The sequence below is a fragment of the Streptomyces sp. NBC_01439 genome, assembly GCF_036227605.1.
GTDB lineage: Bacteria > Actinomycetota > Actinomycetes > Streptomycetales > Streptomycetaceae > Streptomyces.
The window spans coordinates 2,232,178-2,246,108 of record NZ_CP109487.1 but is presented as its reverse complement, the minus strand read 5'-3'; the positions used below and the strand labels follow the sequence as shown (position 1 = coordinate 2,246,108).

Annotated in this window: 13 protein-coding genes; 11 read left to right on the top strand and 2 right to left on the bottom strand. The window is 70.2% G+C overall.

All coding sequences use genetic code 11. The annotated features are described in order from the left end of the window. The first annotated feature begins 230 nt into the window (after nt 1–230). From OG207_RS09855 to OG207_RS09815, 9 genes are all read left to right on the top strand, one after another. Entirely contained in the window at nt 231–1,241 is a 1,011-nt protein-coding gene (locus OG207_RS09855; RefSeq protein ID WP_443072699.1) for a substrate-binding domain-containing protein, read from the top strand. Continuing rightward, nucleotides 1,238–2,281 carry an ABC transporter permease gene (locus OG207_RS09850; protein ID WP_329097747.1) on the top strand — a complete coding sequence of 348 codons (1,044 nt, stop codon included), beginning with the start codon at nt 1,238–1,240 and terminating at the stop codon, nt 2,279–2,281. Before OG207_RS09855 ends, OG207_RS09850 begins: the two co-directional genes overlap by 4 nt. Beyond that, complete coding sequence (locus OG207_RS09845; RefSeq protein ID WP_329097744.1) at nt 2,248–3,228, top strand: ATP-binding cassette domain-containing protein; 981 nt, start codon at nt 2,248–2,250, stop codon at nt 3,226–3,228. The genes OG207_RS09850 and OG207_RS09845 overlap by 34 nt, the downstream gene beginning before the upstream one ends. Beyond that, entirely contained in the window at nt 3,225–4,397 is a 1,173-nt protein-coding gene (locus OG207_RS09840) for an ROK family glucokinase (RefSeq protein WP_329097742.1), read from the top strand. The genes OG207_RS09845 and OG207_RS09840 overlap by 4 nt, the downstream gene beginning before the upstream one ends. Continuing rightward, complete coding sequence (locus tag OG207_RS09835) at nt 4,394–4,984, top strand: hypothetical protein (RefSeq protein ID WP_329097741.1); 591 nt, start codon at nt 4,394–4,396, stop codon at nt 4,982–4,984. Before OG207_RS09840 ends, OG207_RS09835 begins: the two co-directional genes overlap by 4 nt. Nucleotides 4,985–5,013: 29 nt before the next feature. Continuing rightward, nucleotides 5,014–5,646, top strand: coding sequence for an MBL fold metallo-hydrolase (locus OG207_RS09830; RefSeq protein ID WP_329097740.1), 633 nt, complete (start codon nt 5,014–5,016; stop codon nt 5,644–5,646). Nucleotides 5,647–5,676: 30 nt separating this feature from the next. Further along, nucleotides 5,677–6,462 carry an exodeoxyribonuclease III gene (locus OG207_RS09825; RefSeq protein ID WP_329097739.1) on the top strand — a complete coding sequence of 262 codons (786 nt, stop codon included), beginning with the start codon at nt 5,677–5,679 and terminating at the stop codon, nt 6,460–6,462. A 102-nt stretch (nt 6,463–6,564) separates the two neighbouring features. Further along, the gene (locus tag OG207_RS09820) at nt 6,565–7,005 is read left to right on the top strand and encodes a DUF6278 family protein (RefSeq protein ID WP_329097737.1); all 441 of its coding nucleotides are present in this window, start codon (nt 6,565–6,567) and stop codon (nt 7,003–7,005) included. Between the two features lie 158 nt (nt 7,006–7,163). Beyond that, complete coding sequence (locus tag OG207_RS09815; protein WP_329097735.1) at nt 7,164–7,907, top strand: amino acid ABC transporter ATP-binding protein; 744 nt, start codon at nt 7,164–7,166, stop codon at nt 7,905–7,907. A gap of 3 nt (nt 7,908–7,910) precedes the next feature. Here the strand turns inward: OG207_RS09815 and OG207_RS09810 are convergent, their stop codons facing one another. Continuing rightward, nucleotides 7,911–9,497 (bottom strand): CocE/NonD family hydrolase, encoded by a 1,587-nt coding sequence (locus OG207_RS09810; protein ID WP_329097733.1) that lies wholly within the window; start codon nt 9,495–9,497, stop codon nt 7,911–7,913. Between the two features lie 151 nt (nt 9,498–9,648). Then, nucleotides 9,649–10,818: a L,D-transpeptidase gene (locus tag OG207_RS09805; protein ID WP_329107519.1), complete on the bottom strand. Its 1,170-nt coding sequence runs from the start codon at nt 10,816–10,818 to the stop codon at nt 9,649–9,651. 315 nt (nt 10,819–11,133) lie between these two features. Here OG207_RS09805 and OG207_RS09800 point away from each other — a divergent pair, with 315 nt between their 5' ends. Together OG207_RS09800 and murJ are read left to right on the top strand one after the other, a co-directional pair. Beyond that, complete coding sequence (locus OG207_RS09800; protein WP_329107516.1) at nt 11,134–12,234, top strand: lipid II:glycine glycyltransferase FemX; 1,101 nt, start codon at nt 11,134–11,136, stop codon at nt 12,232–12,234. Beyond that, on the top strand, nt 12,231–13,916 hold the full coding sequence (gene murJ / locus OG207_RS09795; protein WP_329097731.1) for a murein biosynthesis integral membrane protein MurJ: 1,686 nt from the start codon (nt 12,231–12,233) through the stop codon (nt 13,914–13,916). The genes OG207_RS09800 and murJ overlap by 4 nt, the downstream gene beginning before the upstream one ends. Nucleotides 13,917–13,931: the final 15 nt, after the last annotated feature.

Below are 13,931 nucleotides of genomic sequence, written 5' to 3'. Positions count from 1 at the left end.
CGCGCATGTCAACCTGCCCGCGCGTGCCCCGATGACCCTTCATGGTCGACTGTGGCGGATACTGAACGGCTGGACCGGAATGGAGCCGGAATGACCGGATTGATGACCGGCTCGACGGCCGGCCGGCCGGACGGACGGACGGACGGCCGGACCGACGACCGGACCGACGACCGGACCGACGACCGGCTCGACGACGGACCGAATTGGTGACGAGGGAAGGGCGCGGCGACGTGGCTAGGGTTCGGACAGGGGTACGCGTCGTGGGCGCCGTGCTCGCGGCGGTACTGGGGGCCTCGCTCGCGGGCTGCAGCAGTACGGGCGGCAAGCGCGCCGAGGAGCGGGCGAAGGCCGCCGCGGCGGGCCGGCCGGCCGTCTCCACCCCGCGCTGGACCTTCGCGATGATCACGCACGCGGGCGACGGCGACACCTTCTGGGACATCGTGCAGAAGGGCGCCAAGGAGGCCGCGGCGAAGGACAACATCAACTTCGTCTACGCCCATGACGACCAGGCGCAGCAGCAGGCGCAGTTCGTGCAGAACGCCATCGACCAGAAGGTCGACGGGATCGTCGTCAGCCTGGCCAAGCCCGAGGCCCTCAAGGACGTCCTCGGCAAGGCCGTCAAGGCCGGCATCCCGGTGATCACGGTCAACTCCGGCTCCGCACAGTCCGCCGCGTACGGGGCGCTGACCCACATCGGCCAGGACGAGGAGATCGCGGGCGAGGCCGTCGGCACCGAGCTGAACAAGCGGGGTCGGAAGAAGGCCGTCTGCGTCCTGCACGAGCAGGGCAACGTCGGCCACGAGCAGCGCTGCGCCGGCGCGAAGAAGACCTTCTCCGGGACGATGGAGAACCTGTACGTCGAGGGCACCAACATGCCCTCCGTCCAGGCGGCGATCCAGGCCCAGCTGCAGGCCGACCCCTCCGTCGACGCCATCGTCACCCTCGGCGCACCCTTCGCGCCCACCGCGGTCAAGGCGAAGGAGGCGGCCGGCAGCAAGGCCGAGGTGGACACCTTCGACCTCAACGAATCGGTCGCCCGCGACCTGAAGTCCGGAGCCCTCGGCTTCGCCGTCGACCAGCAGCCCTACCTACAGGGCTACGAGGCCATCGACCTGCTCTGGCTCTACCGCTACAACGCCAACGTGCTCGGCGGCGGCCGCCCCGTGCTCACCGGACCGCAGATCGTGACCGCCGACGAGGCGGGCAAGCTGGAGGAGTACATCAAGCGGGGCAGCCGATGAGCGCGGCCGCACCCGCTGACGGGCGCGACGAACGGCTCGCCCCCACCTCCACCCTGCGCAAGCTGCTCGCCCGCCCCGAGCTGGGCTCGGTGGTCGGCGCCGTCGCCGTCTTCGTCTTCTTCTCCATCGCCGCCCCCACCTTCCTACAGGCCTCCAGCCTCAGCACGATCCTCTACTCGGCCTCCACCATCGGGATCATGGCGGCCCCGGTGGCCCTGCTGATGATCGGCGGCGAGTTCGACCTCTCCGCCGGCGTCATGGTCACGACCTCGGCGCTGGTCAGCTCGATGTTCAGCTACCAGATGACCGCCAACGTCTGGGTCGGCGTCGGCGTGTCCCTGCTGGTCACCCTGGCCATCGGCTTCTTCAACGGGCTCATGCTGACCCGTACGAAGCTGCCCAGCTTCATCATCACGCTCGGCACCTTCCTGATGCTGACCGGCCTGAACCTCGGCTTCACCAAGCTGATCACGGGCACGGTCTCCACCAAGACCATCGCCGACATGGAGGGCTTCCCCTCCGCCCGCGCCCTCTTCGCCTCGCAGTGGACCATCGGCTCGGTCACCCTCAAGGTCACCATCCTGTGGTGGCTGGCCATCGTCGCCGTCGCCACCTGGATCCTGCTGCGCACCCGCGCAGGGAACTGGATCTTCGCCGTGGGCGGCGGGGCCGACGCGGCCCGCGCCACCGGCGTGCCCGTCGTGAAGACCCGCATCGGCCTCTACATGGGCGTCGCCCTGTGCGCCTGGATCTCCGGACAGCACATCCTCTTCTCGTTCGACGTGGTCCAGTCGGGCGAGGGCGTGGGCAACGAGTTCCTCTACATCATCGCGGCCGTCATCGGCGGCTGCCTGATGACCGGCGGCTACGGCTCCGCCATCGGCTCGGCGGTCGGCGCCTTCATCTTCGGCATGACCAGCAACGGCATCGTGTACGCCCAGTGGAACCCGGACTGGTTCAAGTTCTTCCTCGGCGCCATGCTCCTGCTGGCCACGCTGCTCAACGCATGGGTCCGCAAGCGGGCGGAGGCGAGCAAGTGAGTACGACCGACAGGACCGAGCAGCCCGCGGCCGCTCCCGGAGCGGGCACCGCCCTGGTGAAGCTGACCGACGTCAGCAAGTTCTACGGGAACATCCGCGCCCTCCAGGGGGTCTCCCTGGAGGTCTCGGCGGGCGAGATCACCTGTGTCCTCGGCGACAACGGCGCCGGCAAGTCCACCCTCATCAAGATCATCGCGGGGCTGCACCGGCACGACGCCGGCACCTTCGAGATCGAGGGGGAGGAGACCGTGCTCGCCAACCCGCGGGCGGCCTTGGACCACGGCATCGCCACCGTCTACCAGGACCTCGCCGTCGTCCCGCTCATGCCCGTCTGGCGGAACTTCTTCCTCGGCTCCGAGCCCACCAAGGGCCGCGGCCCCTTCCGCCGCCTCGACGTGGAGCTCATGCGCGAGACCACCCGTACCGAGCTGCTGCGCATGGGCATCGACCTGCGCGACGTGGACCAGCCCATCGGCACCCTGTCCGGTGGCGAGCGCCAGTGCGTGGCCATCGCCCGCGCCGTGTACTTCGGGGCGAAGGTCCTCGTACTTGACGAGCCCACCGCGGCCCTCGGAGTCAAGCAGTCCGGAGTGGTCCTCAAATACGTGGCCGCCGCCCGGGACGCGGGCCTCGGAGTGGTCCTGATCACCCACAACCCGCACCACGCGTACCTGGTCGGGGACCGTTTCGTCCTCCTCAAACGGGGCACCATGGCCGGCAGCCACACCCGCGACTCGATCACGCTCGACGAGCTCACCCAGCAGATGGCGGGCGGCTCCGAGCTGGAGGAACTGAGCCACGAACTGGAGCGAGTGGCAGAATCAGGGGAAGGCGCCCCACGCGCCACGGCCGAGACGGACGGCGCAGCCGGTCGGAGCGGCCGTTCCGACGAGGCCGCCCGGACGCCCCGAACCACCGCACCCAAGAGGGACGACACGACTCGATGAGCACGTACCGGGACTTCACGCTCACCCACCGGGGGTCGGCGCGAGGCACCGTCCTGCGGACCATCGGGACCCGCGAGCGCCGGTCGCACCTGACGGCCCCGCGCGTCCCCACGGTCGGCATCGACATCGGCGGCACCAAGGTGATGGCCGGCGTCGTCGACGCCGACGGGATCATCCTGGAGAAGATCCGCACGGAGACCCCGGACAAGTCCAAGAGCCCCAAGGTCGTCGAGGACACCATCGTCGAGCTGGTGCTGGACCTCTCCGACCGGCACGACGTGCACGCGGTCGGCATCGGGGCGGCCGGTTGGGTCGACGCCGACCGTTCCCGCGTGCTGTTCGCACCACACCTGGCCTGGCGCGACGAGCCCCTGCGCGACGCGCTCCAGTCCCGGCTCGCGGTCCCGGTCATGGTCGACAACGACGCCAACACCGCCGCCTGGGCCGAGTGGCGCTTCGGTGCCGGACGCGGCGAGGACCACCTCGTCATGATCACGCTCGGCACCGGCATCGGCGGGGCCATCCTCGAAGGCGGCCAGGTCAAGCGCGGCCGGTACGGGGTCGCGGGCGAATTCGGCCACATGCAGGTCGTCCCCGGCGGTCACCGCTGCCCCTGCGGCAACCGGGGCTGCTGGGAGCAGTACAGCTCCGGGAACGCCCTGGTCCGCGAGGCCCGCGAGCTGGCCGCCGCCGACTCCCCGGTCGCGTACAACATCATCGCCAAGGTCGGCGGCAACGTCCACGAGATCACCGGACCGCTGATCACCGAGCTGGCCCGCGAGGGCGACGCCATGTGCGTCGAGCTGCTCCAGGACATCGGCCAGTGGCTGGGCGTCGGCATCGCCAACCTCGCCGCCGCCCTCGACCCGTCCTGCTTCGTCATCGGCGGCGGCGTCAGCGCCGCCGACGACCTGCTGATCGGCCCGGCCCGGGACGCCTTCCGCCGCCACCTCACCGGTCGCGGCTACCGCCCCGAGGCCCGCATCGCCAAGGCCCAGCTCGGGCCCGAGGCGGGCATGGTGGGCGCCGCCGACCTCGCCCGGCTCGTCGCCCGCCGCTTCCGCCGCGCCACCCGCCGCCGGGTGGAGCGCTACGAGCGGTACGAGCGCTATGCCCAGCAGCTGGGCCGGCGCGACCCCGCAGTCCCCGAGGACCAGGAAAAACAGTGACCCCGCCCACCCTGCCCCACCAGGCCTCCGCCCCCGACGCCGAAGGCACCCCGACGCCCGCCGTCGAGGACCGCAGGCACGTCGTCAAGCGCCGCTGGATCACCGCGATCATCATCCTGCTCCTGGTCGGCGTACCCGCGGGCTACCTGGCGATCTCCACCCAGCAGAGCCGTGAGAGCGGCCGCGACAAGGCCGCCAAGGTCGGCGCGTCCACGGTGCGTCCCGGCTGGCCCTCCAAGGTGCAGCGCAGCATCTACGAGGTCCCCGTCCCGGACAAGGCCTGGCGCGTCGGGTTCCTGGAGACGAACAACTGGCGCACCAGCCGGCTGTACGTCCAGTTCGCGGTCACCCCGCCGGAACTGGACGGCTTCCTGTCCTCCCTCGGCATCAGCCGGGAAGACCTGACCCCCGGGGTCTCGGTCTCCGCGCACGACACGTCGATCGCCGGCTGGGACTGGAAGCCGCAGACCCCGTGGCTGGGTACCACCCTCGAACAGGACGACCCGCGACCCACCCGGGACATCACCGTCGACCTCACCGACCCCAAGGTCTCCAAGGTCTACGTCGTCTCCTCCACCACCCCGTGACCCGCCCCGGCGCCCGCTAGCCTGGGATCATGAAGCTCACCAAGCGGCTGCATTCCTGCGTCCAGTTGGAGAAGGACGGGCGCACGCTCGTCATCGACCCGGGCGCCTTCAGCGAACCGGACGCGGGACGGGGGGCGGACGCCCTGCTGGTCACGCACGAACACCCCGACCACTTCGAGGAGGGTCGGCTGCGGGCCGCCCTCGACGCCGATCCGGCCGTGGAACTGTGGACCCTGCGCAGTGTCGCCGAGAAGCTCGCCCCCGCCTATCCGGGCCGGGTGCACACCGTCGGTCACGGCGACGCCTTCACCGCGGCCGGGTTCGAGGTCCAGGTCCACGGGGAGCTGCACGCCGTGATCCACCCGGACATCCCGCGCGTCACGAACGTCGGCTACCTCGTCGAAGGTTCCCTCTTCCACCCCGGGGACGCGCTGACCGTGCCCGGCGTCCCCGTCGAGACCCTGATGGTCCCGGTGCACGCCCCCTGGAACAAGGTCTCCGAGGTGATCGACTACCTCCGCGAGGTCAAGCCGCGCCGGGCCCTGGACATCCACGACGCCTACCTCTCCGACATCGCCCGGCCGATCTACGACAACGCCCTGAACGCCCTCGGAGGCACCGACCACGGGCGACTCACCGCGGGGGACTCCGCCGAACTGTGACTGTCGGTGCCGGGCGGTAGGTTGGCACGTATGCGTATCGCCACCTTCAACGTCAACTCCATCACCGCCCGGCTGCCGCGCCTGCTGGCCTGGCTGGAGAGCTCCGGCACGGATGTCCTGTGCATCCAGGAGACCAAGTGCTCGGCGGAGCAGTTCCCCCACGACGCGCTGCGCGAGCTGGGCTACGAGTCGGCGGTCAATGCCACCGGCCGCTGGAACGGCGTGGCCCTGCTCTCCAAGGTCGGCCTGGAGGACGTGGTCCTCGGACTGCCCGGCGGGCCCGACTACGAGGGAGTCCAGGAGCCCCGCGCGATCTCCGCCACCTGCGGCGGGGTCCGGGTCTGGTCGGTGTACGTGCCCAACGGGCGCGAGGTCGAGCACGACCACTACGGATACAAGCTGGACTGGTTCCGCGCCCTGACCACGGCCGTGGCCGCCGATGCGGCCGGTCCGAGGCCGTTCGCGGTGCTCGGCGACTTCAACGTGGCCCCGACCGACGAGGACGTCTACGACCCGGCCGTCTTCGCGGGCCTCACCCATGTGACCCCCGCCGAGCGGGCCGCCCTGGAGGCGCTGCGCGCCGCAGGGCTCTCGGACGTGTTCCCGCGTGCGCTGAAGTACGACCGTCCCTACACCTTCTGGGACTACCGGATGCTCGCCTTCCCCAAGAACAAGGGCATGCGCATCGACCTGGTCTACGGGAACGAGTCCTTCACCAAGGCCGTCACCGACTCCTACGTCGACCGCGAGGAGCGCAAGGGCAAGGGCGCGTCCGACCATGCTCCCGTCGTCGTGGACCTGTACCTCTTCCGGTAGGCGGGTGCCGGTAGCCGGTAGCCGGTAGCCGGTGCCATCCGGGCCGACGGATCCAGGCGCGCCCTGTGGTCAGCGGCGGATCCTGGTGCGACGCTGGGCGGTATGAACATCCCTTTCCTGGGCAACTGGCTGAACCGAAGCGAAACGGAACAGGGCACGGGACTCGGCGACGCCCTCGCGGACGACCCCGAGGGCGTCGCCGAGTTGTTCTCGGAGTGCGAGATGCTGCGCGTCCAGGCGAGGGCGGCCGGACTGGAACTCGACGAGAGCCGGGATTCGTTGGAAGCCCTGGACCAGCTGATGCCGCGCTGGCGGCGGGACCCCGAGGCGGTGCCCTGGCTCGGCAACGACGCCGGCTTCTACCTCGGGACCGTGATCATCCGGACCGTTCCGGGGGCCGCGTGGCGGGTGTGGCCCAACGGCCAGCCGGTGATCCGGCTGGCCTCGGGTCGCGAGCTGAACGTGATCGAGTCGGGCCTGTCCTGGGCGATGACCGGATCTCCCGAGCTCAGCCAGGCATTCGCCGAGGCCTCCGAGGGCTGACGCCCCGGCGTGTCGCCGCCCCTCCCGTGCGAAGTGCCCTTCCGCAGCCGGATAGTTTGCGCTGACCCCGGCGCACGGCCACCGATACCGCGACCGATACCGGGGCCCGGACCGGGGCCGAAACCGGTACCGACTCCGACACGTGGGCAGGGCAGCACATGACCGTAGAACCGTTGATCGAGCTGCGGGACGTCAACAAGCACTTCGGTGCGCTGCACGTACTGCGGGACATCAACCTCACCGTCGGCCGCGGGGAGGTGGTGGTGGTCATCGGCCCCTCCGGCTCCGGGAAGTCCACCCTGTGCCGGGCGATCAACCGACTGGAGACCGTCGAGTCGGGCACGATCCGGATCGACGGGGAGGCACTGCCCGCCGAGGGCAAGGAGCTGGCCCGGCTGCGCGCCGAGGTGGGGATGGTCTTCCAGTCCTTCAACCTGTTCGCGCACAAGACCGTCCTCGCCAACGTCTCGCTCGCGCAGGTCAAGGTCCGCGGCCGCAAACGGGGCGAGGCGGACCGACGCTCCCGGGAGATCCTGGAGCGGGTGGGCCTGGCCGACCAGGCCGAGAAGTTCCCGGCCCAGCTCTCCGGCGGTCAGCAGCAGCGGGTGGCGATCGCCCGCGCCCTCGCCATGGACCCCAAGGCCCTGCTCTTCGACGAGCCCACCTCCGCCCTCGACCCGGAGATGATCAACGAGGTGCTGGAGGTCATGCGGCAGCTCGCCCGCGAGGGCATGACCATGGTCGTGGTCACCCACGAGATGGGCTTCGCCCGCTCCGCCGCGAACCGCGTGGTCTTCATGGCCGACGGGCAGATCATCGAGGACCGCACCCCGGAGCAGTTCTTCACCGCCCCGGAGAGCGACCGGGCCAAGGACTTCCTCTCCAAGATCCTCAAGCACTGACGGTCACTGCTCGCGCAGCGGCACCGACACGTAGCTGGGATCGGTGCGCGGCGAGGAGAAGGTCAGTTGTGCGCCCACGGGGTTGTGCTCGATGTAGAGCGGGTCGACGGTGTCGATGACCAGGGCGAGCCGGTGGCCGGCCGGTACGTCGTAGGCGGTGGAGAACAGCTCCAGGTCCACGCCGAAGGCCCGGCCGGGAGCCTTCCCGTGAAAGGTGTACGGGGCGTTGCTGACGAGCTTGCCGATGCCGAGCGGGCCGACGTCGTAGAGGTACGCGACGAAGGTGCCGTCGCCCTTGGTGGGGGTGACGGTGGTGTGCAGCTTCGCGGTGCCGCGGATCCGGCGCGCCCCGTCGTAGCGCTGCGACTGCCAGACGGCCGCGAAGGCCCGGGGGAGGAGCGGGACGGAGGCGATCGGGGGCGCCTTCACGAACTGGTCGAGGGCGCTGGAGAGGAGGAGGACGCCACCGTTGGCTCCGGTGTCGACATTGGCGAAGAGGTGCTCGCTGTCGGAGAGCGCCAGCTCCTCGGTGCCCCCGGAGCCGACCGATTTCCAGTCGGCGTAGCCCTCGTACCCGTTGTCGCTACGGGACTTGATCTGCACCGGGGCCTCGGTGTCGATGCCGTTGTGCTCGCCCTTGAGGTAGCGGTCGAACCAGCGGTGCGCGTTGGTCCAGGTGTCGTTGGGCAGCCCCAGCAGGCCGGTGCCCTCGGCCGTGGCGTGGTCCCCGGGCCGGAACTCCAGGCGCTTGGGGCCGGTCAGCCGTTCGTAGAACTTCGCGTACTGGTTGGGCGGGAAGACGGTGTCGCCCCAGGCGTTGCCGAGCATGATCGCGGCGCCGTTGGCGTTGATCCGGTCCACCTGCTCGGAGGCCGAACGCTTCCTGCCCCACTCGATCATCTGCTGCTCCTGGTCCAGCCGGGAGCCGAGGAAGTTGCCGAGGAGCGTCTTGAGTTCGGGTCCGGGGCGGCCGGTGAGGTACCCGGCGGCGCCGAGCATCGCGGCGGCCTGGAGGTGCTGGGTGCGGCCGGAGTAGATGGATTCGATGAGGTCGGCCCAGCCGCTCATCGCGACCACGGCCTTGACGCGCGGGTCGTGCGCGGAGGCCAGCAGCGTGATGCCGGCGGCGTACGAGACCCCGCCCAGGCCGATGCGGTCCGCGTCGGCGGGGGAATGGGCGAGGGCCCAGTCGATGACGGCGCTGACGTCGGCGATGTCCGGCGGGCCGGCCACCTCGATGGTGCCGCCGGAGAGCCAGAAGCCGCGGGAGGTGTAACTGACCACGACGTAACCGGAGTCGGCGAGCTTCTTGGCCTGGGCGAGGTATTCGGTCTGCGGCAGGCCCCAGCTGGTGGGCAGCACGATCAGCGGGTAGGTCCGGCCGCTCGTGGCTCCGGCCGGGGTGAAGACGTTGCCCTTGAGGGTGATTCCGCCGGAGCCCGGGATGTCGTGGAAGCGGATCTGCGAGGAGGCGTCGGTGGCGGCCGCCACGGTGGTGGCGGGAGCCGCCTGGGCCTGGTGCGGGGCCAGGCCCAGGGCGGTTGCTGCCAGCAGGGTCGTCACGGCTGCAGCGGTGCCGGTGCGTCGCATCTCTCGCTCCTCGCGCGTACGCCGGGTCATCAAAGTGACCCGACAGTAACGGGAGCGCCTTACCGAAAGTAACCCGTGGGTAAGTTACGTGCCGGTAACGATTGGGTGATCGGGGTGGACCAGCGGCGGAGGGCCAACTGCGGTCCGGCCGTCAGCCGTTCTGCGGGGTGCCGGACAGGGCGCTCTTGGCCTTCCACTGGTCCCACGTCAGGTTCCACTCGCCGTAGCCGTTGCCGATGTCCGCGTTGCCCTTCGAGCCCTCGCCGATCACCTCGAAGGCGTCGCCGATCTGGGACTCCCCGAAGAACTCCTTGGCGTTGGCGTCGCTCATGCCCACGCAGCCGGAGCTGCTGTTGGCGCGGCCGAAGTTGCCCTCGTTCCACGGGGCGGCGTGCGCGTACATGCCGGACCAGGTGAGCCGCATCGAGTAATCGACCATCTTGTTGTAGGCGTTGTCCAGGCCCACCGTCTGGGAGTCCATCCGGATGGTGCCCTCCTTCGACATGATCACCATCTTCCCGGACCAGGAGGCCTTCTTGCCGCCGGGAGTGCCGGCCGAGATGGGGATGGTCCTGAGCGGCTGGCCGTCCTGGGTGATCGACATCTTCTTCGTGTCGAGGCTGACCTGGACCCGGCGGTCCTTGCCGATCTTGAACTCGGTGTTGTAGTCCCGGGCGAACAGTCCGCCGCCCTTGCCCGAGTCCACCCCGTTCAGCTTCATGTCGACCTTCACGTCCGTGCCGGACTTCCAGTAGTCCTTGGGCCGCCAGTCGATGCGGTCCTTGCCGTCGTAGTCCTTGATCCAGCCCCAGGAGCCCTCGGTGTTGTCCGAGGTGGTGACCTTGAGCTGCTTCTCCACCTCGGCCTTGTTCGTCACCGGGTTGTCGAAGACGAGCGACACGGGCATCGCCACGCCCACCGTGCTGCCCTTGGAGACGTTGATCGTGACCTTGTTCACCTTGTCGGCGGCGCTGGTCTTGAACTGGGCACTGGCGCTCTGGCTGTCGGTGTTCTGCGCCTCGACCTTGTACTCCGCGCCGGGCGGGGCGTTGCGCTCCGAGGTCCAGGTCTTCCCGTCGTCGGATATCTTCCCCGGCAGCTCCGCGCCCTTGGCGTCGGTCACCTTCACCTGGGCCAACTTGCCCTCGGCGACGGTCACCGTCACCGGCTGGCCCGCCTTGACCTGATCGCCCGTGAGGTTCACCGAGACGGTCATGGCCGCCTTCGGCTTCGGCTCGGTCTTGCCCTTGTCGTCGCCGCCACCGTCGCTCCCGCCCGAACAGGCGGTGAGCGAGGCGGCCAGAAGTGCGGTGCCCGCCATGGCGGTGCGGCGTATACGGCTCAACGAAGGGCCCCTTCGAGTAGTGATGGCGATGACGTCCGCAAAAGGAGATGCGAACGAGGCGACTTTAGGTTCCGCATTCGGTGGAAAAGCTCGTCCTCTCTCTTGTGACGCCGACCGCAGCGAAACGGTCATCATCCGGTCACAAACGCCGCGCAGTTCGGTCACGGTCGGCTGTGAGAGTCCTGTGAGAGACCGTCAGGACGAACAGGAAGGCTGTCGGCCGTGTGCGCACTGCTCGTGAACCCCGCCCAGCAGGACCATGACCAGGACGGGCAGCTCCGGGTACGCGCCCTGTCCGTCACCGAATACCAGACCTTCCTCCACTGGCACGGGGGTGCGAGCTTTCTCCAGTACCCGTCCTGGGCGCGGGTAAAGGACCTCTGGCGATCGGAAAGGGTCGGATGGCACTATCCGGACGGTGAGATTCAGGGAGCCGGACTCGTTCTCTACCGGCAATTCCCCGGCACGCGGAAATACTTCGCCTATCTCCCCGAAGGGCCCGTCGTCGACTGGTCCGATCCGCACGTCGACCGCTGGCTGAACCCGCTCCTGCGCCACCTGCGCGCCTCGGGCGCCTTCGCCGTCCGCATCGGACCCACCCCCGTCTACCGCCGCTGGGACGCGGCCGCGGTCAAGGCCGCGACCGGGCCCGGACGGCAGATCTCCGACGTCCTCGCGACCGAGGTCGACCCGGTGGGCGCCGCCCTCGCCGACCGGCTGCGCACCCGCGGCTGGAAGCGGTGCGGCGGCGAGGACGACGGCGACGCCCAGCCCCGCCACGTCTTCCGCGTGCCGCTGGCCGGCCGCACCCTCGACGAGGTGTGGTCGGGTCTCAACCAGGAATGGCGGCGCAACGTGCGCAAGGCCACGAAGGCCGGCGTGGAGACGGTCGTCGGCACCTTCGCCGACCTGCCCGAGTTCTACCGGCTGCTGCGCATCACCGAGGAGCGCGACGGCTTCCGCCTCGGCCGCTCCCTCGCGTACTACGAGCAGCAGTACCGGGTCCTGAACGAGGAACAGCCCGGCCGCATGCGGCTCTACCTGGGCGTCCACCGGGGCGAGATCCTCGCCGCCCACACGATGATCGCCGCCGGCAGCCGGGTCTGGTACCAGACGGGCGCCTCGGCCGACCACCGCCGCGAGGTACGGCCCAGCAACGCCTTGCAGTGGCGCATGATGTGCGACGCGCACGCCCTCGGAGCGGAGGAATACGACATGCGCGGGGTACCCTCCACCCTCGACCCCGACGAACGTTCTTTCGGACTGCTGCGCTGGAAGCTCGGTACCGGCGGGCAGGTCGTCGAAACGCTCGGAGAGTGGGAGATACCGATGGACGGAGTCGCCAACGCGGCGCTCTACAAGGCGTTCCAGGCCTACCTGGCCCGCCGGTGACGGCCACCGACACCGCCACCGGGGCGGCCGCCGCCCCGGGAGCCGCCGACGCGCCGTCCGGGAAGACCTCGGTGCTGCGCAGCGGCGCGCTCATGGCCGCCGGTTCGATCGTCTCCCGCGCCACCGGTTTCATCCGCTCCGCCGTCGTCGTCGCGGCGCTGGGCACCGGACTCCTCGGCGACGGCTACGCCGTCGCCAACACGGTCCCGAACATCATCTACATCCTGCTCATCGGAGGCGCGCTCAACGCCGTCTTCGTCCCCGAGCTCGTCCGGGCCGCCAAGGAGCACGCGGACGGCGGAACCGCCTACACCGACCGGCTGCTCACCGCCTGCACCGTCGCACTCGTGGCGCTCACCACCGTCGCGGTCCTCGCCGCCCCGCTGATCGTCTCGCTGTACACGGACTACGACGGCGCCCAGGCGAGCACCACCGTCGCCCTGGCCCGGTACTGCCTGCCGCAGATCCTCTGCTACGGACTCTTCACCCTGCTCGGGCAGGTGCTGAACGCCCGCGGCCGGTTCGGCGCGATGATGTGGACCCCCGTCCTCAACAACCTCGTCATCATCGGCGTCTTCGGGCTCTTCCTCGTGGTCTCCCAGAGCAGTCAAGGAGGTGCGGCCGGCCTCACCGCCGCCGAGACCCGGCTCCTGGGCCTCGGCACCACCCTCGGCATCGTCATCCAGGCCCTCGCCCTCGTCCCCTCGCTGCGCGCCGCCCGCTTCCGCTGGCGCCCCCGCTTCGACTGGCGCGGCAGCGGCCTCGGCCGCCCGCTGCGCAACGCGGGCTGGCTGGTCATGCTCGTCCTCACCAACCAGATCGCCTACTGGGTCATCACCCGGCTCTCCACCACCACCGGACAGCGCGCCGTGGAAGCCGGACTCGCGGGCGGCGCCGGCTACACCGCCTATAGCAACGCCTACCAGCTGTGGATCGTCCCGCAGGGCATCATCACCGTCTCCCTCGTGACCGCCCTGATGCCACGGATGAGCGCGGCCGCCACCGAGGGCGACCTCGCCGCCGTGCGCCGCGACGTCTCCTACGCCCTGCGCTCCAGCGCCGCCCTCGTCGTACCCGCCGCCGCGCTCTTCGTCGCCCTCGCCCCCTGGGTGATGGGCAGCGTCTTCGAGTACGGCCGCACCGGCGCCGCCGACATCGAGGTCATGGCGGGCATCCTCATCGCCTTCGCGCCCGGCCTGATCGCCTACTCCGCGCAGTACGTCCTCTCACGCGGCTTCTACGCCCTCTCCGACACCCGGACCCCCTTCTTCCTCAACCTGGTCATCGCCGCGCTCACCGCCGGACTGTCCGCCGCCGCCTACTTCCTGCTGTCCCCGCGCTGGGCCGCCACCGGCATGGCCGCGGCCTCCTCCGTCGCCTTCCTCGCGGGCGCCGCCGTCACCGCGTACGCCCTCGCCCGCCGACTCGGCCCGCGCGCGGGCACCCGTAGCGAACGGCGCACGACCGCCGTACGGACCCACCTGCGCCTGCTGGTCGCCTGCGCACCGGCGGCCGTCGTCGGGTACGCGGCAGCCCTCGCCGTCGACCGGTTCGGCAACTTCGCCGCGCTCGGGGCGGGAACCGTCGCACTGGCCCTCGTCGTCGTCCTCCTCGCCGGGCCGCTGCGCCTGACGGAGATCACCGACATGCTGAACTCCCTCTGGCGCAGGATCGGCCGATAGGGGGGAAGTAAGCCC